Source organism: Aeromonas sp. S8(2024) (genome assembly GCF_041403085.1).
Classification (GTDB): Bacteria; Pseudomonadota; Gammaproteobacteria; order Enterobacterales; family Aeromonadaceae; genus Aeromonas; species Aeromonas dhakensis.
The window spans coordinates 699,704-719,920 of sequence record NZ_JBGLRF010000002.1 but is presented as its reverse complement, the minus strand read 5'-3'; the positions used below and the strand labels follow the sequence as shown (position 1 = coordinate 719,920).

General features: G+C 63.2%; 22 protein-coding genes. 10 read left to right on the top strand and 12 right to left on the bottom strand.

The genetic code is table 11. The annotated features are described in order from the left end of the window. Positions 1-66: 66 nt before the first annotated feature. Complete coding sequence (gene flgM / locus ACB031_RS07850; RefSeq protein ID WP_005302771.1) at positions 67-387, top strand: flagellar biosynthesis anti-sigma factor FlgM; 321 nt, start codon at positions 67-69, stop codon at positions 385-387. After that, a complete protein-coding gene (locus tag ACB031_RS07845; protein WP_010633463.1) occupies positions 384-800 on the top strand; it encodes a flagella synthesis protein FlgN in 417 nt (138 codons plus the stop codon). The genes flgM and ACB031_RS07845 overlap by 4 nt, the downstream gene beginning before the upstream one ends. Positions 801-857: 57 nt before the next feature. Here ACB031_RS07845 and yfcE read toward each other — a convergent pair whose 3' ends face one another. Beyond that, on the bottom strand, positions 858-1,400 hold the full coding sequence (yfcE, locus tag ACB031_RS07840; RefSeq protein ID WP_371139320.1) for a phosphodiesterase: 543 nt from the start codon (positions 1,398-1,400) through the stop codon (positions 858-860). A 10-nt stretch (positions 1,401-1,410) separates the two neighbouring features. After that, positions 1,411-3,048 (bottom strand): peptide ABC transporter substrate-binding protein, encoded by a 1,638-nt coding sequence (locus ACB031_RS07835; RefSeq protein ID WP_371139319.1) that lies wholly within the window; start codon positions 3,046-3,048, stop codon positions 1,411-1,413. A 166-nt stretch (positions 3,049-3,214) separates the two neighbouring features. On the opposite strand from ACB031_RS07835, the gene ACB031_RS07830 reads away from it, so the two are divergent. Beyond that, positions 3,215-4,114, top strand: a complete 900-nt coding sequence (locus ACB031_RS07830; RefSeq protein WP_017786258.1) for a DMT family transporter — start codon at positions 3,215-3,217, stop codon at positions 4,112-4,114. A 10-nt stretch (positions 4,115-4,124) separates the two neighbouring features. On the opposite strand, the gene rsuA is transcribed toward ACB031_RS07830, so the two are convergent. Continuing rightward, positions 4,125-4,817: a 16S rRNA pseudouridine(516) synthase RsuA gene (rsuA, locus tag ACB031_RS07825; RefSeq protein WP_010633459.1), complete on the bottom strand. Its 693-nt coding sequence runs from the start codon at positions 4,815-4,817 to the stop codon at positions 4,125-4,127. A gap of 173 nt (positions 4,818-4,990) precedes the next feature. Here rsuA and ACB031_RS07820 point away from each other — a divergent pair, with 173 nt between their 5' ends. After that, entirely contained in the window at positions 4,991-6,187 is a 1,197-nt protein-coding gene (locus ACB031_RS07820) for an HD-GYP domain-containing protein (RefSeq protein ID WP_024942450.1), read from the top strand. Here ACB031_RS07820 and ACB031_RS07815 read toward each other — a convergent pair. Both ACB031_RS07815 and fsa read right to left on the bottom strand, forming a co-directional pair. After that, on the bottom strand, positions 6,184-6,372 hold the full coding sequence (locus ACB031_RS07815) for a hypothetical protein (RefSeq protein ID WP_010633458.1): 189 nt from the start codon (positions 6,370-6,372) through the stop codon (positions 6,184-6,186). The genes ACB031_RS07820 and ACB031_RS07815 overlap by 4 nt on opposite strands. A gap of 102 nt (positions 6,373-6,474) precedes the next feature. Continuing rightward, a complete protein-coding gene (gene fsa, locus ACB031_RS07810) occupies positions 6,475-7,125 on the bottom strand; it encodes a fructose-6-phosphate aldolase (RefSeq protein WP_042051972.1) in 651 nt (216 codons plus the stop codon). A gap of 128 nt (positions 7,126-7,253) precedes the next feature. On the opposite strand from fsa, the gene ACB031_RS07805 reads away from it, so the two are divergent. From ACB031_RS07805 to ACB031_RS07785, 5 genes are all read left to right on the top strand, one after another. Continuing rightward, complete coding sequence (locus tag ACB031_RS07805; protein ID WP_371139318.1) at positions 7,254-8,150, top strand: glycyl-radical enzyme activating protein; 897 nt, start codon at positions 7,254-7,256, stop codon at positions 8,148-8,150. Positions 8,151-8,202: 52 nt separating this feature from the next. Beyond that, positions 8,203-10,635, top strand: a complete 2,433-nt coding sequence (locus ACB031_RS07800; RefSeq protein WP_371139317.1) for a formate C-acetyltransferase/glycerol dehydratase family glycyl radical enzyme — start codon at positions 8,203-8,205, stop codon at positions 10,633-10,635. A gap of 92 nt (positions 10,636-10,727) precedes the next feature. Next, the gene (locus ACB031_RS07795; protein WP_368206019.1) at positions 10,728-11,474 is read left to right on the top strand and encodes a DNA-binding transcriptional regulator YciT; all 747 of its coding nucleotides are present in this window, start codon (positions 10,728-10,730) and stop codon (positions 11,472-11,474) included. 128 nt (positions 11,475-11,602) lie between these two features. Next, a complete protein-coding gene (locus ACB031_RS07790; RefSeq protein ID WP_005302790.1) occupies positions 11,603-12,496 on the top strand; it encodes an EamA family transporter in 894 nt (297 codons plus the stop codon). A gap of 121 nt (positions 12,497-12,617) precedes the next feature. Next, positions 12,618-14,468, top strand: coding sequence for an extracellular solute-binding protein (locus ACB031_RS07785; protein WP_371139316.1), 1,851 nt, complete (start codon positions 12,618-12,620; stop codon positions 14,466-14,468). A 108-nt stretch (positions 14,469-14,576) separates the two neighbouring features. Here ACB031_RS07785 and ACB031_RS07780 read toward each other — a convergent pair whose 3' ends face one another. Further along, positions 14,577-14,969, bottom strand: a complete 393-nt coding sequence (locus ACB031_RS07780) for a DUF2750 domain-containing protein (protein ID WP_005302792.1) — start codon at positions 14,967-14,969, stop codon at positions 14,577-14,579. A 94-nt stretch (positions 14,970-15,063) separates the two neighbouring features. After that, the gene (locus ACB031_RS07775) at positions 15,064-15,621 is read right to left on the bottom strand and encodes a hypothetical protein (RefSeq protein ID WP_019838831.1); all 558 of its coding nucleotides are present in this window, start codon (positions 15,619-15,621) and stop codon (positions 15,064-15,066) included. 248 nt (positions 15,622-15,869) lie between these two features. Here ACB031_RS07775 and ACB031_RS07770 point away from each other — a divergent pair, with 248 nt between their 5' ends. After that, on the top strand, positions 15,870-16,118 hold the full coding sequence (locus tag ACB031_RS07770; protein WP_005302794.1) for a TIGR02647 family protein: 249 nt from the start codon (positions 15,870-15,872) through the stop codon (positions 16,116-16,118). On the opposite strand, the gene ACB031_RS07765 is transcribed toward ACB031_RS07770, so the two are convergent. The 5 genes from ACB031_RS07765 to pdhA all read right to left on the bottom strand — a co-directional run bounded on the left by ACB031_RS07765 (position 16,105) and on the right by pdhA (position 20,116). Continuing rightward, positions 16,105-16,410: a hypothetical protein gene (locus ACB031_RS07765; RefSeq protein ID WP_371139315.1), complete on the bottom strand. Its 306-nt coding sequence runs from the start codon at positions 16,408-16,410 to the stop codon at positions 16,105-16,107. The two genes, ACB031_RS07770 and ACB031_RS07765, sit on opposite strands and share 14 nt — an antisense overlap. A 120-nt stretch (positions 16,411-16,530) precedes the next feature. Continuing rightward, positions 16,531-16,740 (bottom strand): cold-shock protein, encoded by a 210-nt coding sequence (locus ACB031_RS07760; protein ID WP_005302803.1) that lies wholly within the window; start codon positions 16,738-16,740, stop codon positions 16,531-16,533. A gap of 204 nt (positions 16,741-16,944) precedes the next feature. After that, entirely contained in the window at positions 16,945-18,045 is a 1,101-nt protein-coding gene (locus ACB031_RS07755) for a dihydrolipoamide acetyltransferase family protein (protein ID WP_017778578.1), read from the bottom strand. After that, a complete protein-coding gene (locus ACB031_RS07750) occupies positions 18,042-19,028 on the bottom strand; it encodes an alpha-ketoacid dehydrogenase subunit beta (protein ID WP_005302805.1) in 987 nt (328 codons plus the stop codon). Before ACB031_RS07750 ends, ACB031_RS07755 begins: the two co-directional genes overlap by 4 nt. After that, complete coding sequence (pdhA, locus tag ACB031_RS07745) at positions 19,025-20,116, bottom strand: pyruvate dehydrogenase (acetyl-transferring) E1 component subunit alpha (protein ID WP_017782312.1); 1,092 nt, start codon at positions 20,114-20,116, stop codon at positions 19,025-19,027. Before pdhA ends, ACB031_RS07750 begins: the two co-directional genes overlap by 4 nt. Positions 20,117-20,217 lie beyond the last annotated feature (101 nt).

Here is a 20,217-nt window from a genome sequence, read left to right as displayed (position 1 = left end):
TAAAGTTATGACGGCAGCCACCGATAAACAGGTAAGCGAACAGCAAAGCAGGCGAAGGTAAACACTATGGCTATTAACAATATCAACAACTTGGCGAACAATCGGTTGCAAAATACCGGTAGCAGCCAGGGTGCCAGCACCAAACCAGCGACCTCGTCCTCCGACAACCGTGCGGCGGCCGTCAAGACCGACTCCGTCTCTCTGACCAGCGAGGCGCAGCAATTGCAACAGATGCAGAAGAACCTCAACTCAGCCTCCACCGGCAATGAAAGCCGGGTCGAGAGCCTGAAGAAAGCCGTGGCCAATGGTGAATATCGGGTCGACAGCGAAGCTGTGGCCAAGAAGATGTTCAGTTTTGAATCCAACCTCGACAAGTTGCTGGGATGATGGATTTACCTTCGCTGCTGCACACCCAAGACGACTACCTCTCCCAGATGCAGGGCTTGCTGGAGGAGGAGTTCAACCTGCTCAAGCAGCACCAGGCACTGGCGCTGCCCGAGCTGGCAGAGCGCAAGCAGAAGCTGCTTGCCGATATTGAAGAGCTGGACAAGGCCATGGCCCTGCTGCCCGACCTGAAACAGCAACTGAATGCCTATCCCGAGCAGATGCGCGTACTGCGCGAGAAACTAGATGCCTGCCAGGAACAGAACGATCTGAACGGGCGCCTGCTCGAACTCAGCATCGTCTCCAACCGCCGGCTGGCAAGCTACCTGAGCAAGCTGCGAGATCGCAACTCCCTGACCTATGACGCCAAGGGCAATACCCGCTCCGGTACCCGCTCCATTGGCATCAAGGCCTGACCTCCCCCGCTACGACGACAGGCTGCCCCGCAGCACAACCATCCCCTCTTCTCTTTTTTACAGCGCCAGCTGCAACAGTACTTCGCTGTCCGCACAGGCGTGAATGCCAAGCACCCCATCCTCGTAGCGGCCATAACTTGCCGCCAGGTTGCCGCGTGGAAAACAGATGGATCCCGGGTTCATCAGCACCAGCTCCCCTTCCCGCTGCAACATGGGTAGATGGGTGTGACCGCTGATGAACAGGCTGCCGGCAGGCAGCGGCACCGCAGCAGGCTGATAGAGATGGCCGTGACTGACGAACCAGCGCCGGCCGTCCACCAGCAACTGGTTGTAAGGGGCGGTGATGGGAAAATCCAGCAGCATCTGATCCACTTCCGAATCACAGTTGCCACGCACCGCCATGATGCGGGAGGCCAGCCCGTTGAGCCGCTCGGCCACGGCCGCGGGAGCATAGCCAGGCGGCACCGGGTTGCGCGGGCCGTGATTGAGCAGATCACCGAGCAGCAGATAGTGATCCGGCTGCCAGGGGGCGAGCTGGCCGAGCACCTGCTCCAGCGCACTCAGGCTGCCGTGCAGGTCGGAAAGAATGGCAATCTTCATGGCGAGCTCCTTACTGCTGACTGAAGTAGAGATCCTTGGTGGCGATCGCCCCCTTCAGGTTCTGCACCGGCAGGCCGCGCAGGGTAGGATCCACCAGTCGCATCTGGTTGTAGTGATAGACGGGGATGGCCGGCATCTCGTCCATCAGCAACTGCTCTGCCTGGTGGTAGATCCCGCTCCTGGCATTGCCATCCAGGGTATCGGCCGCCTGTTGCAGCAGGCCGTCGAAGGCGGGGTTGCAGTAACCGCTCTCGTTCTGGGGATCCTGGCAGCGGAAGCTGTTGAGCATGGCTGAGGGCTCCACGTAATCCCCGAACAGGAAGGATCGGGCCAGCATGAAATCGCCGCTGTCTTTGGCCACCTGATAGGCATTCCACTCCATGTTGTTGAGCGTCACTTCGACCCCCAGCGGCTTCCACATGGCTGCGACGGCCAGCGCCAGCTTCTTGTGATTCTCAGAGGTGTTGTAGGTGAGCGTCAACTTGAGGGGATGTTGACTGTCATAGCCCGCCTGGGCCAGTAGCGCCGCAGCCCTGGCCAGCCGGCTCGGCTGATCCTGCAGGGCCAGGGGGGAGCTCAGCGCCTCGTAGCCCGGCATGCCGGGCAGCAGCGACCAGGCGGGTTGCTCGCCCTGCCCGCTGACCTTTTCGGTCAGCAGGTGACGGTCGATGGTCATGGCCAGAGCCTGACGCACCCGCACGTCCTGCAGTTCAGGGCGGCGCAGGTTGAAGGTGTAGAGGTAGGTACCCAGCAGCGGCAGACCCCAGATCCGCTCGGGGGTTGCCTCTCTGGTTTTCTGGTAATACTCCAGCGCCACCTTGTTGGTGAGCTGGATCTCCCCCGCCTCGTAGCGCAGCCGTTCGGCATGCTGGGAGGCGAGCGGCAGATAGGTCACCCGCTGGATCCGGGTGTGGGCATCATCCCAGTACTGCACGTTGCGCTCCGCCTCGATGCGCTCGTTCGGTACCCAGTTCACCAGCTTGTAGGCGCCGTTGCTGACCAGCTTGCCGGGCTGGGTCCACTGCTTGCCGAACTGGCTGATGGCTTTCTCGTTGACCGGTACGAAGGGGCGCTGGCTTATCAGTTGCAGGAAGTAGGGAACCGGCCGCTCCAGCGTCACTTTCAGGATCTGCTCGCTCTCGGCTTCCACCCCCAGGGTGTTGAGATCGAGCGCGCCGGCGTAGATGGACTGGGCATTGTTGATGCCGGTTGCCAGCAGCAGGCCGGCAGAGGGGGAAGCCTGAGCAGGGTCCAGCAGACGGCGCCAGGCATAGACGAAATCGGCGGCGGTGAGCGGCTCACCGTTGGACCACTTGAGCTGCGAGCGCAGGAAGAAACGCCAGACCAGCCCGTCTGCACTGGTCTCCCAGCGCTGGGCCTGGGCCGGCACGATCCGGCCCTGGCCATCCTCGCTCACCAGCCCTTCAAACAGGTCCACCAGCACCACTTCACCGGGGAAGCCGGAGCGGATCTGGGCCGGGTCGAGGGATTCGGGCTCGGCGCCATTGCCCTTGACCAGGGTCTGGCGATCCGACAACGCGGGATCCTGGGATACCGTGGTCGCCTGCAGCGGCGGGGTCAGCAGCAGCCCCAGCAGCAAGGGGGAGAGCCAGCGTGGTGCCGGCCGGCGTACTAAGCGGTAAACCATGACATAAACCTCGTTCAATGCACTTATTTCAGGAAAGGGGGAAGGCCGGCGGCGCGCCTGGATACGAATGCATGATGCCGCGCTTGTTATCCCCGAAGACGCCCCGTATTGTATCGGGCTTGCCCAAGAGATGGAGTCTCTCGGGCTATTTTTTTCAGGAGTTTTTATGGGGTATGAGTGGCTGGCGCTGGCAGCGGCCAGTTTATGGGCAGTGGCGGCCCTGATTTCCGTCAAACCAGCTCGCCATCTGGGGCCATTTGCCTACAGCCGCTGGCGGATGTGCCTGGTCAGCCTGATGCTCGGCAGCATGAGTCTCTTGACCGGCGGCTGGCATACCCTCTCGGGCAGTGCCCTCCCCCTGCTGGCCATCTCGGGCCTCATCGGCATCTTCATCGGCGATACCGCCCTCTACGCCTGCATGAACCGGCTGGGTCCCCGTCGCAGCGGTCTGCTGTTTTCTTGCCATGCGCTGTTTTCCGCGCTGCTCGGGCTCTGGCTGTTCAACGAGCAGTTGACCGGTTCCCGGCTGGCCGGCGCCATGCTGGTGTTTGTCGGCGTCATGCTGGCCATTCTGTTTGGTCGGCGCAGCAGCGGCAGCGAATGGGAGAAAATACGGGGCAGCCTGGCGGCCGGGGTCGCGCTAGGGCTGACCGCCGCCCTCTGCCAGAGCCTGGGCGCCATCATCGCCAAACCGGTGATGATGGGCGGCGACGTCGATGCGGTCAGCGCCTCCGGCGTCAGGATGGGCAGCGCCCTGCTGGCTCACTGCGCCCTGCGCATGACCGGGCTGCCACTGAGCAAGCCGCTGCATCCCATCAACCGTCGCATCTTCGGCATGATAGCCCTCAACGGATTCCTCGCCATGGCGCTCGGCATGACGCTGATCCTGGTGGCCCTGAAACAGGGGGATGTGGGCATGGTGGCCATCCTCTCCTCCACCACCCCCGTCATCTTGCTGCCACTGCTGTGGTGGCACTCGGGCGAGCGGCCGTCCGCCGCCGCCTGGGCCGGCACCCTGCTGGCCACCCTGGGGACAGTGCTGGTGCTGGGCGCCAGCGGCCACTGACTCCTGGCGATCAAAAGCGGGCGATTTCGTCGACGGTCAGCTCGCGATATTCGCCCGGCGCCAGATCGTCGTCCAGCACCAGATCGCCCACCCGCTCCCGGTGCAGCCCCACCACCTTGTTGCCGATGGCGGCAAACATCCGCTTCACCTGATGGTACTTGCCCTCGTGGATGGTGAGGCGCGCCTCGCACTCCCCCAGGATCTCCAGCTGGGCCGGCCGGGTCTTCTCGGTTTCGCTGCGCAGCAGCACCCCTTCGGCAAACAGCGCAATGGCATCCGGGCTCACCGGATCGGCCAGCCAGACGTGATAGGTCTTGGCGCACTCGTGACGGGGAGAGGTGATGCGATGGGACCACTGTCCGTCATCGGTCACCAGTACCAGACCTGTGGTATCGAGATCGAGCCGCCCCACCACGTGCAGCTTGCCCATGGCCGGCTCGTCCATCAGGAAGAAGACGGTGGGGTGATCCGGATCCTCGTTGGAGCAGACATACCCTTCCGGCTTGTGCAGCATGAAGTAGCGGTTGCGCTGATCCAGGGTCAGGGTGACGCCGTCGAACTCGATCTGGCTCTGCTCGTTGATGTGGAAGGCGGGCTGCTTGACCACGATGCCGTCCACCATCACCTCTCCCTGCCGGATCAGTTTGCCCGCCAGCGAGCGGGTCAAGTCGGAACAATCGCAAAGAAATTTATCGAGCCGCATGCACAACCTCAGAGTCCATCAAGAAAGGGGCGTCATTATATCGGCCGGGGCCGACAACTCCAGCACTAAGCGCCAAGGCCGGCCAGCATGTCGCCATGACGAACCCGGGCGCCGGTGTTAGACTGCCAACAGAGGGCCTAACGTCACGCATAATAATAATGTCAGGAAGCCGTATGAAGTCGCACACTCCTCATCCCGTTATCCCCGTCAACCAGCTGCAACCCGGCATGTACGTGATCGCCATTACCAGCCAGACCGGCGGCATGGAGATTGCCCAGATGGGGCTGGTGACCACCCGTCAGCAGATCAACGATCTGGTCAGGCGCGGCGTACTCACGGTGCGGGTCGATCTCGCCCGCAGCAAACTGCCCGGCATCGAACAGGTCATCTCCCCCCAGCCCGCCGTCTCTTCGACCAGCTCACAGCGTCCCTCCGGCAGTGGCAACGGCGAGGGGCGCGAGCTGAAGATCCGCCGGCTTTATCAGGAGGCTCGCGAGTTGCAGGGCAAGTTCATCCGCCACCTCAAGGCGGGGGAGCCCATCGACATCACGCCGCTGGCGGCAGTGGCCGAGGAGATGGTGGACACCATGTTCACCCACGGCGATGCCATGCTCTGTCTGGCCCGCATTCGCGCCAAGGATGCCTACCTGATGGAGCACTCCATGAACGTCGCCATCCTGCTGGCGAACTTCGGCCGCTATCTGGACCTGGATCGCAGCGTGCTCAAGGAGCTGACCCTGGGGGGCCTGCTGCACGACGTGGGCAAGATCATGACCCCGGACGAGGTGCTCAACAAGCCGGGCAAGCTCACCGACGAGGAGTTTGTGGTCATGCGCCAGCACGTGGTGCACAGCTACGAGATCCTGAGCAACACCCCCGGCATCACCGCCACCATGCTGGAGGTGGCCGCCAACCATCACGAGCGGCTCGACGGCACCGGTTATCCGCAGCGGCTCAAGGGCGAGCAGCTCTCGCTCTATACCCGCATGAGCGGCATCGTCGATGTCTATGACGCGGTCACCGCGGATCGGGTTTACAAGCAGGGGATGCAGCCGACCCAGGCCTTTCGCATTCTGCTCAAGGGGATCAACCACCACTTCGATGCCGAGCTTGTCACCAAGTTCATCAAGTGCATGGGGGTCTATCCGGTGGGTACCCTGGTGCAGCTCTCCAACCAGCGGCTGGCCATCGTCATGCAGCGCAATCCCCATGAGCCGCTCAAACCGGTGGTGAAGGTGATCTATCACGGGACCCAACGCCACTACCTCGAGGTGCAGTGGCTGGATCTGGCCAAGAACGGGGTGCAGGAGACCATCGAGAGTACGGTTGATCCCAAGGAGTTCGGCATCAACCTCGCCAACTTCGTCTAGTTGGCGCCCCCTTCCCGCGACCGCTCGACGCAGTGCTGGATGAGGAACTCCTCATCCAGCGGCGACAGATCGAAGCGGATGCAGGCCTCTTCGATGGCACGGATGTCGTGTTGATGGTGCTCGCTGAGCCAGCGCACGGCGCGGCGCAGATCTTCACCGTGGGGCAGCAGGGTATGGTCGCTCATGGGGCACCTCCGATCAGCCATCGATAGCGGCCCGTCACAGTGGGCCCTCTCTTCTAGCTTAGCCCGCCTGCAGCCCCTTCATCATCCGGCCTTCAAACAGGCTCAGGCAAACGCCCGCTGCCAATCCTGATCAAACTTCGCCAGCGCCGCGTCCACCGCCGGCACCCGCAGCAGCTGTTCGGCCACGTCGAGCGGCAATGTGATGGACTGGCAACCCGCCAGCAGGCAGTCAAGCGCCTGGCGCGGAGTGCGGAACGATGCCGCCAGCACCTTGCTCTTCGGCGCGTGCAGCGCCAGCAGCTGTTGCAGCTCCTGCACGGTGGCGATGCCATCGCCCCCCTGGGCATCCAGCCGGTTGACGTAGGGCGCCACGTACTCGGCCCCCGCCACCGCCGCCAGCCAGCCCTGCAGCGGGGTATAGACCGCCGTGCCCAGGGTCGGCACCCCGTTGGCCGTCAGGGTCTTGATGGCCGCCAGCCCCTCTTCACATACCGGGATCTTGATCACCAGGTCCCGGTCCAGCTCACGCAGGGCAAATGCCTCGCGCACCATCTCGGTCTCGGTTTTGGCCATCACCTGGGCAAACAGCCGCGCCTTGGGACCCAGCGCCTCCCGCAGGGCAGGCAACAGCTCGGCCAGCGGCATGCCACCGGCAGCGGTAATGGACGGGTTGGTGGTGACGCCGGCCAGCGGCAGGATCCGTGACCAGCGGCGCACCGCAGCCACATCGGCAGTATCGAGATAAAGCTCCATCTCTGACTCCTTAAGGGGATGTGCAATCTGTCGCCATTCTAGCGAGATAACATCCGCAATTTAGTTGATCGAAATCAAATCAACTTTCAAAAGAAAGAAAATAGAATGCAAAAACAAAAGGAGGCGGTATGATTTTCGACCTGCAACGCTATTCAACCCACGATGGCCCCGGCATTCGCACCCTGGTGTTTCTCAAGGGGTGCTCGCTGGCCTGTCGCTGGTGTCAAAACCCGGAAAGCCGCTCTCCCAAGCCGGACATACTACTCGACCGGCGCCAATGCATCGAGGGATGCCGGCTCTGCAGCGACGCCTGCCCGGCAATCTTGCGTGACAGCCAGGGGGTCCAGCTCACCCGCTCATCCCTCGGCAATCAGGATGTGGAACGGCTGCGCGGCCTCTGCCCCAGCGAAGCGCTGCAGGTGTGCGGCCGGGAGGAGAGCCTGGACACCCTGATGGCCACCATCTTGCGAGATCGCCCCTTCTTCGAGCGCAGCGGCGGCGGAGTGACCCTCTCCGGCGGCGAGCCCTTCATGCAGCCAGAATTTGCCGCCAGCCTGCTGGCCCGCTGCCAGGCCGAGGGGCTGCATACCGCGGTGGAAAGTTGCCTGCACGTGCCCTGGCACCAGATTGAACCCAGCCTCCCCCACCTCGACCTGCTGCTGGCGGATCTCAAGCATGTGGATGAGGAGCGCTTCTTCGACTGGACTCGCGGCAAGGTCGCCCTGCCCCTGGCCAACCTCAGGCGGCTGGCCGAGCGCGGCGTGGCCATGCAGATCCGGGTGCCGCTCATCCCCGGTTTCAATGCCGACCACGCCTCCATCGAGGCCATCACCCGGGCCGCCGCCAACCTCGGCACCGTACAGGAGATCCACTTTCTCCCCTACCACACCCTGGGCGCGGGCAAATACACCCTGCTCGACCAACCCTATCAGGCCCCCCTGCAGCCACTCGATGACCCCGCACTGCTCGCCTTTGCCCATGAGTGTGCCCGTGCGCAGGGGCTGACCCCGCTCACCCGGGGCTAGCAACACCCCATGACATCAGCCACTCACTGCCCTATGACCAGAGGATAAGACCATGACCCAGCTCGACCTCACCACCCTGCCCCCGCGGATCCGCGCCCACAAGGAGAGCCTGATCCACATCGTCCAACCGCCGGTCTGCACCGAGCGGGCCCGCCACTATACAGAGGCCTATCAGGCCCACCTGGCCCGGCCGCTGCCGGTACGCCGCGCCCTGGCACTGGCCCACCACCTCGAGGAGCGCACCATCTGGATCAAGCACGACGAGCTCATCGTCGGCAACCAGGCGAGTCAGGTGCGGGCGGCGCCGCTCTTTCCCGAATACACGGTGGGCTGGATCGAGAAGGAGATCGACGAGCTGGCCGACCGCCCCGGCGCCGGCTTTGCGGTGAGCGAGGCGGACAAGCTGGCCATCCACGCCCTCACCCCCTTCTGGCGCGGCCAGACGGTGCAAGATCGCTGCTACGGCCTCTTTACCGACGAACAGAAGGGGCTGCTGGAGAGCGGCATCATCAAGGCCGAGGGCAACATGACCTCGGGGGATGCCCACCTCGCGGTCAACTACGAGCAGCTGCTTGCCCTCGGTCTCGACGGCCTCAAGGCCAGGGTGGCCGAGCGGCGCAGCCGGCTCGATCTGGCGGACTGGGCCGATCTGCAGCGCGAGCAGTTCCTGCAGGCCGTCGCCATCACCCTCGATGCCGTCAGCCAGCATATCGAGCGTTACGCCGCGCTGGCCCGCGAACTGGCGCAGCAGGAGCCACGCCCAGAGCGCCGCGGCGAGCTTGAGACGATCGCGCTCAACTGCGCCCACATCGCCCACCGGCCCCCCGAGACCTTCTGGCAGGCGCTGCAGCTCTGCTACTTCATCCAGCTCATCCTGCAGATCGAGTCCAACGGCCACTCGGTGTCGTTTGGCCGGATGGACCAGTACCTCTACCCCTGGTATCGCCGCGAGGTTGAGCTGTCGGAACTCCTACCGCGCACGCGCGCCATCGAGCTGCTGCAAGGGTGCTGGCTCAAGCTGCTGGAGGTGAACAAGATCCGCTCCGGCACCCACTCCAAAGCCTCCGCCGGCAGCCCGCTCTACCAGAACGTCACCATCGGCGGCCAGAACTGGCGCAATGGCAAGGCCCACGACGCAGTCAACGGCCTCTCCTACGCGATTCTGGAGTCCTGCGGCCAGCTGCGCTCGACCCAACCCAACCTCTCGGTGCGCTACCACGCCGGCATGAGCGAGGATTTCCTCGACGCCTGCATCCAGGTGATCCGCTGCGGCTTCGGCATGCCCGCCTTCAACAACGACGAGGTGGTGATCCCCGAGTTCATCAAGCTCGGGGTGAGCGAGGAGGATGCCCACCACTACGCCGCCATCGGCTGCATCGAGACCGCGGTGCCCGGCAAGTGGGGCTATCGCTGCACCGGCATGAGCTTTATCAACTTCGCCCGCATCCTGCTGGCGGCGCTCGATGGCGGCCGCGATGCCACCACCGGCAAGGTCTTCCTGCCCCAGCCCCAGTCGCTGCAGGACGGCACCTTCGGCCACTTCGACGAGGTGATGGCCCGCTGGGACGAGCAGGTGCGCTACTTCACCCGCAAGTCCATCGAGATCGATTGCGTGGTCGACAGCGTGCTGGAGGCCCAGGCCCACGACATCCTCTGCAGCGCCCTGGTGGATGACTGTATCGAACGCGGCAAGACCATCAAGGAGGGGGGCGCCGTCTATGACTGGGTCTCCGGCCTGCAGGTGGGGATCGCCAACCTGGGCAACAGCCTGGCAGCGCTGAAGAAACTGGTGTTCGAGCAGGGGGTGGTGGATCAGCGCGAGCTGGCCGAGGCGTTAGATCAGGATTTTGCCGGATTGCAGGGCGAACAGCTGCGCCAGCGCCTCACCAATGCCGCCCCCAAATATGGCAACGATCTGGACGAGGTCGACCTGCTGCTGGTACAGGCCTACCAGAGCTACATCGACGAGCTCAAGGGGCTGCACAACACCCGCTTCGGCCGCGGCCCCATCGGCGGCACCTACTATGCGGGCACCTCCTCCATCTCGGCCAACGTGCCGTTCGGTGCGGCCACCATGGCCACCCCGGATGGCCGCCACGCCCGCACCCCGCTGGCGGAAGGGGCCAGCCCAGCGTCGGGCTCGGATCGCCTCGGCCCCACGGCGGTGTTCAACTCGCTCGGCAAGCTGCCCACGGCGGCCATCCTCGGCGGCGTGCTGCTCAACCAGAAGCTGAGCCCGGCCAGCCTCGAGAGCGAGCGGGACAAGGCCAAGCTGATGAGCCTGCTGCGCACCTTCTTCGAGGTACACAAGGGGTGGCACGTGCAGTACAACATCGTCTCGCGCGAGACGCTGCTGGCGGCCAAGGCCCATCCCGACCAGTACCGGGATCTGGTGGTGCGGGTGGCGGGCTATTCGGCCTTCTTCACCGCCTTATCCCCCGATGCGCAAGATGATATCATCGCCCGCACCGAGCACTGTCTCTGACGGGCTCCACCAGGGGCAGCTGTGCCCCATTATGACCGGCAAGCCACCCGCGCGGTGGCTTGCCGCTATCCACTGCCAGCCAGCGAGGTCCCATGAACCCACGCCACCAACTGATCCTCACCCTGGTCCATCAGGCTCGCAAGATGAGCGTGAGCGAGCTCTCCCAACGTACCGGGGTCTCGGAGGTGACGGTGCGCAACGACCTGACCGCCCTCGAAAAGCAGGGGCTGCTCAAGCGCGTGCACGGCTCGGCCATGGCGCTGGAGAGCGACGACCCCGACGCCCGGATGAACATCAACTACCTGCTCAAGGAGCGCCTCGCCGAGCGCGCCGCCCAGCTGGTGGAGGATGGCGAGACGGTCTTTATCGAGGGGGGCAGCGCCAACGCCCTGCTGGCCCGTCATCTGGCCCTGCACAAGCGGGTCACCATCATCACCATCAGCAGCTACATCGCCCATCTGCTGCGGGACACCCAGGCCCAGGTGGTACTGCTCGGCGGCCTGTTCCAGCATCAGAGCGAGAGCGTGGTAGGGCCGCTGACCCGGCTGTGCATCGAGCAGGTGCACTTCTCCAAGGCCTTCATCGGGGTAGACGGCTTTCATCCCGAGGTGGGCTTCACCGGCCGCGACATGATGCGGGCGGATGTGGTCAACAGCGTACTGGCCAAGGGGGTGACCAATGTGGTCATCACCGACAGCAGCAAGTTCGGCGCCATCCACCCAAGCCCCCTCGGCACGCCGGGCCAGATCGGCGTGCTGGTCACCGACGACGCCCTGCCCGCCCCCATGCGATCCACCCTGGCCGCACGCGGTATCACAGTGCACTGCGTCGCCGCCTGAGTAGTACCTTGCCGCCTGTTGCAGGGTCACTCCCCCGCCTGGCAGCTTGACGGCGCCCACCCAGACGAGGGTATGCTCGTCCTCTTTTGGCCACCACCTGGCAAGGACCACTCTTTCAAGGACGTCACATGCACACCAAGGACAAGTTTCTGGCCGCTCTGGTCATCCTCTGCTGGGGGCTCAACTTCGTCGCCATCAAGTGGGGGCTGGAGGGGATCCCGCCGCTGCTGCTGGGGGCGCTGCGCTTCGTCGGGGTGGTCTTTCCCGCCATCCTGCTGGTCCCCAGACCCGCCATGCCCTGGCGCTGGCTGCTGGCCTACGGCGGGGCCATCAGCCTCGGCCAGTTCTCCTTTCTGTTCTGCGCCATGAAGTTCGGCATGCCGGCCGGCATGGCCTCGCTGGTGCTGCAATCCCAGGTGGTGTTCACCCTGCTGTTCGCCATGATCTGGCTGGGGGAGCGCTGGCAACCCCACCACTGGGTGGCTCTGCCGCTGGCGGGGGCCGGCCTCTACCTCATCGCCACCCATGGCGAGGGCAATCTCACCCTGCTCGGCTTCGTGCTGACCCTCTGCGCCGCCGCCTGCTGGGGCCTTGGCAATGTCATCAATCGCCAGATCGGCCTGCGTTACAAGACCTCTCTGCCAAGCCTGGTCGCCTGGGGCGGGCTGGTGCCCATCCTCCCCTTCTTCGCCCTCTCCTGGCTGTTCGAGGGACCTGAACTGATGGCCAGCAGCCTGCTCAACATCAGCTGGCAGGGGATCCTGTGCGTGCTCTATCTCTCCTTTGTCGCCACCTGGCTCGGCTACGGCCTGTGGGGGCGGCTGCTGATGCGCTACCCGGTGGCGCAGGTGGCCCCCCTCTCCCTGCTGGTGCCCTGCGTCGGCATGGTGGCGGCGGCCCTATTGCTGGACGAGCACCCCACCCCCTTGCAGTGGCTGGGCTCGGCCCTGGTGCTGCTGGGGTTTGTGGTGCATCTGCTGGGTGGGCGGCTGCGCTGGTTCAAATCGCAGACCGCCGCCTGACGCTTATTTATCCGTCGCCATTGACCGGGGCGGAGAAACTTTTCATGATGAGCCAGCCCCCAACGGGGCTCGCGTCATCAACACATGGCCTGCAGGACGCAGCCATCAGGAGAGCAAGGACATGCCATCGACAGTCACCGCCGCCCCCCGGATCATCCCGCGCCTTCTGCGCACCAGTGCCATCACCCTGACCCTCTGCCTGAGCCACTACGGCTGGAGCGCCACCCTGCCGGCTGACCTCAAGTGGGAGAGCAACAACGCGGATCCGGTGTTCGCGGATCCGGCCGCCAAGCGGGGCGGCACCTTTCGCGGCTTCATGACCAGTTTTCCGCTGACCCTGCGGGTGTACGGTCCGGACTCCAACGGCGGCTTCGCCGGCTATGTGCGGGAGACCAACCTGCCGCTCTTGAGCACCCATCCCGTCACCGGCAATCCCATGCCCATGCTGGCCAACGAATGGGCCTTCGGAGCCGACCACAAGACCCTCTATCTGCGCATCAATCCCAAGGCGCGCTGGTCGGATGGCCAACCGGTCACCGCCGATGACTGGCTGTTCACCCTCAAGCTGCTGCGCAGCAAGGAGATCAACGACCCCTGGTACAACAACTACTACAGCACCCAGATAAGCGACGTCACCAAGTTTGACGACCACACCCTGGCCATCTCCAGCGGCAGTGCCAAGAGTCGCCAGGATCTGCTGGAATCCCTCCCCTTCACCCCGGCCCCCAGCCACGCCATCAAGATCACCACCGACTGGGTCAAGGAGTACAACTGGAAGGTGCTGCCGGTGACCGGCCCCTACCAGCTTGGCGAGGTGAAGAAGGGCAAGTCGGTCACCTTCGAGCGGGTCAAGGATTGGTGGGGCAATGACGAGCGCTACTTCCAGCACCGTTTCAACCCGGACCGGATCGAGCTCAAGGTGCTCAGGGATCAGAACATCGCCTGGCAGCACTTCCTGCGCGGCGAGCTGGATACCTTCCCGCTGGTCATGCCCAACTGGTGGCACGACAAGACCAGGACGCCGGAGTTCGAGCAGGGCTATATCGAGCGACTCTGGTTCTACAACCAGACCCCCCAGTCCCCCATGGGGCTCTATCTCAACACTGCCGATCCGCTGCTGCGCGACCTCAATGTGCGGCTCGGCATCCAGCATGCCCTCAACCTCGACAAGATGCTCACCACCCTGCTGCGGGGGGACTACCAACGCCTCAACAGTTACGGCTCAGGCCAGGGGGAGTTCACCAACACGGAGCTCAAGGCTCGCCCGTTTGACCCCGAGCTGGCGCGCCAGTACTTCGCCAAGGCCGGTTTCACCAAGCCCAGCCCCGACGGTACCCTGCAAAACGACAAGGGCCAGCCGCTGACCCTGAGCATCACCTACACCACGGCGGAGCACGCCCAGCGCCTCACCCTGCTGCGCGAAGAGGCCAAGAAGGCGGGGCTCAACCTCGAGCTCAACCTGATGGATGCCTCGGCCGGCTTCAAGTCGATGCTGGAGAAGAAACACCAGAGCGCCTGGATGGGCTGGAGCACCAGCCGCTATCCCGCCTACTGGGAATATTTCCACAAGGTCAACGCCAACAAGCCGCAGACCAACAACATCATGAACATAAATGACGACGCCATCACAGCCCTGGTGGAGCAGTACGACAAGGAGTTCGACTTCGCCAAAAAGGCGGCGCTGTCGCGCCAGATCCAGCAACGACTCTATGAACTGGCCAGCTTCGTGCCCGCCTATCAGGTGCCCTACACCCGGGAGGGGGCCTGGCGCTGGATAAAACTGCCCAAGTTGCCGGCGACGCCCAAGAGCGAACTGCTCTACTGGCCGCTGGACGGCAGCAACAGTGGCTACAGCTACGGCGGCCTGCTCTGGATTGATGAAGAGGCCAAGGCGCAGACCCGGGCCGCCATCAAGGCAGGCCAGCCCTTCCCGCCCGTCACCCTGGTTGACACCACCTATCAGCAGAAATAGGGCAACCTGCTTCTCTGCCAGGGTGTGCCAAGGCCATCAACAAAAAGACCCCGCACAGTGGCGGGGTCTTTCTTTGCAACCTGGGTTGCTCGCTGAGGCAGGAGGCGCTTAGCCGCGCTTGGCCTGCTTCTGGGCGATGGCGTCGGCCACGTCGGCCGGCTCCAGCACGATACCTTCCTGATCCGGCGTCGGGAAGACGGCCACGCACAGCTCATCCTGCTCCATGCCGTCAATCCAGCGCTCCAGCCACACCTTGAGGGTGATGGACTGCGGCTTGCAGTCGGCCCACTCCCCTTCGGCCCACGCCTTGGCGTACTCCGGGTGCGGCCATACCGGGATGCAGTCTTCATCGTCGGTGGTCAGCATCATGACGCCGTGCTCGTCGGTCAGAACGAACAGCTCTTCGTGCTCGACCAGCTTGCTGATGAAGTGATCAAAGCGGTAGTCCGCGTTCAGTTGCAGCGCAGCATTGCGCTCGGTGTCGCTCAGTTCATAGCTCATCGGTCAAGTCTCTTGTGCAATAAAGGGCGCCATGTTCACATCTTGCCGGCGCCTTGTCCAGTATGAGAGATCGGTCACCGATTTTTGAGCAGGTTCACCCGAGCTCAGGAGTCACCAGGTCGATCTCCGCCATCTCGCCAAGGCGCTGGCGCAGCCAGTAGGCCGCCTCCACTTCGACGAAGCAGAGCTGATCCCGACCGGCCCTCGCCCCCGCCAGGATCTGTGCAAGACGAGCCTGCTGCGCGCTGTCCCAGGCATCGGCCAGCTTGCCGCCATGAGCCTCTTCCACCACCTCGCGGCGCAGCTCGAACAGATTGTCGGTGATCGGGCTGTTGATCTTGGCCGGGCTGTGCCAGTACATCTGCAGGTTATCCATCATCTCGCTGTCGTAGTTGGCCAGCGCGTCCAGCTCAGGCGTCGCCCCCTCTTCACCGGTCGCGAAGTCACACCAGGCCGCCGTCAGCGGTGCCAGGCTCTGGGCGGTTGCGCCCTTGCCATGCTGGCGCAGGGCGGCGACATCAGCCCCCTTGCAGGCGGGTAGCCAGAGATCCCCTTCATGTTGTTCGAGCAGCGGCAACAGCAGGGAGGCCGGGTAGACGGAAAAACGGGAACCCAGGGTGTGCAGCAGGGATACCAGTGTGATCTTGACCATGGAATGCGCCTTGAACCGGGGGCCGACAGACAATATCGGCCAGATAGACAAAGGAAGCCCTATCCTATCATGTTTGGCGCCGCAAAGCCGGACTCAAACAATTCTCAATTGATTCACCAGATGACGACCAAAAAAGCAGCGTTTGAGCACGCCAGGGAGAGAGAAAGCCCAATAGTTTGAGCCAGCGCCCACTAAAGTGGATCCGGGAGTGCTAGTTTGCATACATCTTTAGCGTAAGGAGTGCATTCATGATCGGGATCGACCAGGTTTCCAGCGAGTTTGTAAACGATTTGAAAATACTGGCATGCTTTGATCCGGCCAACATGAGCCTGGGGATCAAGTTGCGCAGCGACATGTCCGACGAACTCTGCCAGGCGGCTGTTCGCCTGCACCAGCAGGGACTCATCAGCGCGGAAGATGGCGGCTATCTGACACCATTCGGCATGACCATGGTCGAGCACCTGCAGCACCTGCTGGTGGCACTCAAACCGCTTTGACCGCCTTGGGAGCCCACAGCGAAAAGTTGAGCAGCTCCCAGCGTTTCCCTTGACGCAACAGACAGGCAAACAGCAAAGGACCTTCGGGTCCTTTTATCTTGCCATCGACCATCCACTCCCCCGCCCGTTGCGGCAACGACTGCGCCCTGATCTCGTCCGGGAGCCTGCCAGCGCCCACCCGCACCTGCACAAACTGCTGGCACACGACCATGGCCTCTTTCTCAACGAGGTTCGGCCCCTGTTTATCGGTGGAGGCTATCAGAGTGGCGGCGAGCAGAAGGGATGGCAGCATAGTCGGCACAACATGCAGAAGTAGAAGGTCACGCCTCCCACCGACGGACGGTGAAAAGCGCCCATAAACAAAAAGCCGTGGAACCCAAAGGCACCACGGCTTTCTTAAATTCTGTAAGAATTACAGAGCAGTTACGTTCTCAGCCTGCGGGCCTTTTTGACCTTGGGTCACGGAGAACTGTACGCGCTGACCTTCAGCCAGGGTACGGAAGCCGTTACCTTGGATGGCGCTGAAGTGAACGAAAACGTCCGGGCCGTTTTCTTGCTGGATGAAGCCAAAACCTTTGGTTTCGTTGAAAAACTTAACGGTACCGGTGATCATGTTAGACATATCTTTAAACCTGTATTCAAAATAATTACTTATGCTTTTCAGCGGATAAAGCTCAAAAAACGGGATTAACTTATGAACAACAGGAAAAGATGTAAAACATCATATTCATTGACATAACTATCGCCCTTTCAAGCTGGTTGAGATTATACGTGGCTTTGGGGATTACGCAAACAATTTGTGCCCTGCCACGGCAGGGCACAAACGTTACAGCGTAGGTGCTTCCAGCGCCTGAACCAGGGCTTTGAGGAAGCGTGCCGCCTCGCCGCCGGTACAGGCTCTGTGGTCGAATGTCATCGACAGTGGCAACGCTCTGACCGGGCGCGCCTCCCCATGGATGAACACCACCTTCTCAAACAATTTGCCCGCGCCAATGATGGCCACCTGGGGCGGCGTCACGATCGGGCTGGCATAGCGGCCCGCGATGGCACCGAAGTTGGTGAGGGTGATGGTCGCCCCCTGCAGCATCTCGCGCGGTACGGCGCGCGCCTTCACGTCGGCGATCATGCGATCCAGCCCCTGGCGCAGATCGGCCCCTTCCCGCTCGGCCACGTTTTCCATTACCGGCACGTAGAGCCCATGTTTGGAATCCACCGCAATGGCCACGTTGACCTCCCTGAACAGCCGTCTTGACAGGGTGTCGCCGTCAAACCAGGCATTCATGGAGGGCTCGGCCCGACAAGCCACCCCGATGGCCTTGATGAGGCGCACCGTGACGTCTTCATCGGGACGCCAGTGGCGCAAGTCCACCTCGTCGGTGATGCTGACCGGCACCACCGTCTGGTGCGAGAGTTCCATCGCCTTGGCCATGGCCCGGCGCGAGCCCTTGAGGAACTCGTTGCCGCTGCTCTGCTGGGCCTCGAACGCCTGCTGCACGTCCTGCTCGGTCACCATGCCGGCACTGCCGCTGCCCTTGATCCGCTCGATGTCGAGCCCCAGTTTCTGGGCCAGCAGGCGCACCGCCGGCATGGCCTGCACCAGGGCGCCGCCGGGGGCGATGGCGCCCACCACGAAGTGATCCTCGATATGCTGTTGATGAGCGTTGACCTTGCCGACCACGGTGCCGTCATCCTCGCCGCCTTCGAACTCCACCAGCGGTGCACCTATGTGCAGAATGTCCCCCTCGGCACCACACAGCCTGGCGATGACCCCAGCTACCGGCGAAGGAACATCCACCAGCGCCTTGGCCGTCTCTACCGACAACAACACCTGGTCGACACTCACGGTATCGCCGGCGCTGACCTTCCATTCGACGATCTCGGCTTCGGCCAAGCCTTCACCCAGATCCGGTAATTTGAAAAATTTCATAGCCACTGGTTCTCCATCAGCTGATGAGCCGCATCGGCAATGTCCTGCTCGGTGATGAGGTAATACTCTTCGTTGCGGTAGTAGGGGACGGCGGCGTCCACCCCGGTAAGCCGTCTGGGCGGTGCCTTGAGGGAGGTGAGCGCCTCCTCGGTGACCCGTGCCACGATTTCGGCGCCGACTCCGAAGCTGCCGCACGCCTCGTGCACCACCAAGAGGCGGCCGGTCTTGCGCACCGATGCCAGTATGCTCTCCATGTCCAGCGGCTTGATGGTGGCCAGATCCAGCACCTCGCACTGGATATCCTGTTCCGCCAGCAGGTTTGCCGCCCGCATCACCTCCTGGATGCAGGCCCCCCAGGCGACGACCGTGAGGTCGCGGCCTGGACGCAGGGTGAAGCAGACATCCAGCGGCAGGCCGATGCCGTCATCCACCACGTCGGACTTCATGGAGCGATAGATGCGATCGGGCTCGAAGAACATCACGGGATCCGGGTCACGGATAGCCGACAACAGCAGGCCATATGCCCGCTTCGGGCTGGAGGGGATCACCACCCGCAGCCCGGGAATGTGGGCAAACAGGGCTTCCACGCTCTCGCTGTGGTGCTCGGGGGAGTGAATGCCGGCGCCGTAGGGGGAGCGGTAGACGATGGGACAGGTGATGCGGCCCCGGGTGCGGTTACGCATCCGCGCCGCCTGGCAGATGATCTGCTCCATGCCCGGGAAGATGAACCCCTGAAACTGGAATTCGGCCACGGGTTTGAGCCCCTGAGTGGCCATGCCGACCGCCACCCCGGCGATCAGCCCCTCGGCCAGCGGCGTGTCGATCACCCGCTTGAAGCCGAACTTGTCGCGCAGGCCCACGGTGGCGCGAAACACCCCGCCGTTGACCCCCACATCCTCGCCGAGCACCACCACATCCGGGTCCCGCTCCATCTCGTGATGCAACGCCAGATTGACGGCCTCGAGCAACGTCATATCACTCATGCTTCCTCCCCGCTGTGCTGCTGCATGCCCTTGGCGATGATGCGCTGGCGCTGCGTGCGGTAATCCTTCGGCAACTCGGCAAACTGATAGTCGAGCAGGGTTTCCGGCGCCTGAGCCGCCGTTCCTTCATAGACGGCCACGGCGCGCTCGACCTCGCGGGCCGCCTCGGCCAGCAGTGCCTGCTCCTGCTGCTCGTCCCACCAGCCCTGTTCAAACATGAACTGACGCAGCCGCTTGACCGGCTCCTTGGCCCAGGCGGCTTCCACTTCGGCCGCCTCCCGATAGCGGGTCGCATCGTCGGCCGTGGTGTGATCCCCCAGCCGATAGCTGACCGCTTCGATCAGGGTCGGTCCTTTGCCGCTGCGGGCGCGTTCGACGGCGCTGCGGGTGGCCTCATAGACGGCGACTACGTCGTTGCCGTCCACCTGGATGCTGCGCACACCGGCCCCTATCCCCTTCTGGGCCAGGGTGGGGGCGCTCGACTGCAGCTTGCGCGGTACCGAGATAGCCCACTGGTTGTTGTTGATGATCATCACCATGGGCAGGTGCCAGACGCCGGCACAGTTGAGCCCCTCCAGGAAGTCACCCTTGGAGGTGCCACCATCGCCGATGGTCACCACGGCGACCCTGGGCTGATTGCGCAGTTTGAAGGCCGCGGCGATGCCGGCGGCATGGGTGATCTGGGTGGCGATGGGCACGCAGATGGGCAGATCCTCGGAGAGTTCACCGTCGGCCTTGTAAAAGACGCTGCCGCGCTCGTCCCCACCCCAGTACTGCAGGTTTTTCTCCATGGGCACGCCCCGCACATAGAGGGTGGGCATGTCCCGGTAGTAGGGCACGTAGACATCCTGCGGCTGCATGGCGAGCCCGACGCCTATCCCGACCGCTTCGGCCCCCAGATGGGAGGGAAACGTGCCGAGCTTGCCGGTTCGCTGCAGCGCGATCGCTTTCTTGTCATAACTGCGCACCATCACCATGTTTCGGTAGAAGGTGTGCAGCATCGCCTTGTCCAGCCAGGTCGGTAGTGTGGCGACCGGGCGCCCTTCCTCATCGAGGTAACGAAGGAAAGGGATGTCGACATGGGTCATAACTGGCTCCTTGCCGTTGTCAACGTCACCACCATGAGGTGACCCTTTGAATGTAAATAGATTGTTAAACAAAGGGCAATGAGATTTAGCCAGGTAAGACC

Coding starts and splice junctions, on each gene's coding strand:
- rsuA (WP_010633459.1), bottom strand. CDS start 4,817: ATGCGGCTCGATAAATTTCTTTGCGATTGTTCCGACTTGACCCGCTCG.
- ACB031_RS07755 (WP_017778578.1), bottom strand. CDS start 18,045: ATGAAATTTTTCAAATTACCGGATCTGGGTGAAGGCTTGGCCGAAGCC.
- ACB031_RS07835 (WP_371139319.1), bottom strand. CDS start 3,048: ATGGTTTACCGCTTAGTACGCCGGCCGGCACCACGCTGGCTCTCCCCC.
- ACB031_RS07815 (WP_010633458.1), bottom strand. CDS start 6,372: ATGAGCGACCATACCCTGCTGCCCCACGGTGAAGATCTGCGCCGCGCC.
- ACB031_RS07790 (WP_005302790.1), top strand. CDS start 11,603: ATGCACACCAAGGACAAGTTTCTGGCCGCTCTGGTCATCCTCTGCTGG.
- ACB031_RS07765 (WP_371139315.1), bottom strand. CDS start 16,410: ATGCTGCCATCCCTTCTGCTCGCCGCCACTCTGATAGCCTCCACCGAT.
- pdhA (WP_017782312.1), bottom strand. CDS start 20,116: ATGACCCATGTCGACATCCCTTTCCTTCGTTACCTCGATGAGGAAGGG.
- ACB031_RS07775 (WP_019838831.1), bottom strand. CDS start 15,621: ATGGTCAAGATCACACTGGTATCCCTGCTGCACACCCTGGGTTCCCGT.
- ACB031_RS07805 (WP_371139318.1), top strand. CDS start 7,254: ATGATTTTCGACCTGCAACGCTATTCAACCCACGATGGCCCCGGCATT.
- ACB031_RS07785 (WP_371139316.1), top strand. CDS start 12,618: ATGCCATCGACAGTCACCGCCGCCCCCCGGATCATCCCGCGCCTTCTG.
- ACB031_RS07795 (WP_368206019.1), top strand. CDS start 10,728: ATGAACCCACGCCACCAACTGATCCTCACCCTGGTCCATCAGGCTCGC.
- ACB031_RS07770 (WP_005302794.1), top strand. CDS start 15,870: ATGATCGGGATCGACCAGGTTTCCAGCGAGTTTGTAAACGATTTGAAA.
- fsa (WP_042051972.1), bottom strand. CDS start 7,125: ATGGAGCTTTATCTCGATACTGCCGATGTGGCTGCGGTGCGCCGCTGG.
- yfcE (WP_371139320.1), bottom strand. CDS start 1,400: ATGAAGATTGCCATTCTTTCCGACCTGCACGGCAGCCTGAGTGCGCTG.
- ACB031_RS07820 (WP_024942450.1), top strand. CDS start 4,991: ATGAAGTCGCACACTCCTCATCCCGTTATCCCCGTCAACCAGCTGCAA.
- flgM (WP_005302771.1), top strand. CDS start 67: ATGGCTATTAACAATATCAACAACTTGGCGAACAATCGGTTGCAAAAT.
- ACB031_RS07760 (WP_005302803.1), bottom strand. CDS start 16,740: ATGTCTAACATGATCACCGGTACCGTTAAGTTTTTCAACGAAACCAAA.
- ACB031_RS07780 (WP_005302792.1), bottom strand. CDS start 14,969: ATGAGCTATGAACTGAGCGACACCGAGCGCAATGCTGCGCTGCAACTG.
- ACB031_RS07800 (WP_371139317.1), top strand. CDS start 8,203: ATGACCCAGCTCGACCTCACCACCCTGCCCCCGCGGATCCGCGCCCAC.
- ACB031_RS07830 (WP_017786258.1), top strand. CDS start 3,215: ATGGGGTATGAGTGGCTGGCGCTGGCAGCGGCCAGTTTATGGGCAGTG.
- ACB031_RS07750 (WP_005302805.1), bottom strand. CDS start 19,028: ATGAGTGATATGACGTTGCTCGAGGCCGTCAATCTGGCGTTGCATCAC.
- ACB031_RS07845 (WP_010633463.1), top strand. CDS start 384: ATGATGGATTTACCTTCGCTGCTGCACACCCAAGACGACTACCTCTCC.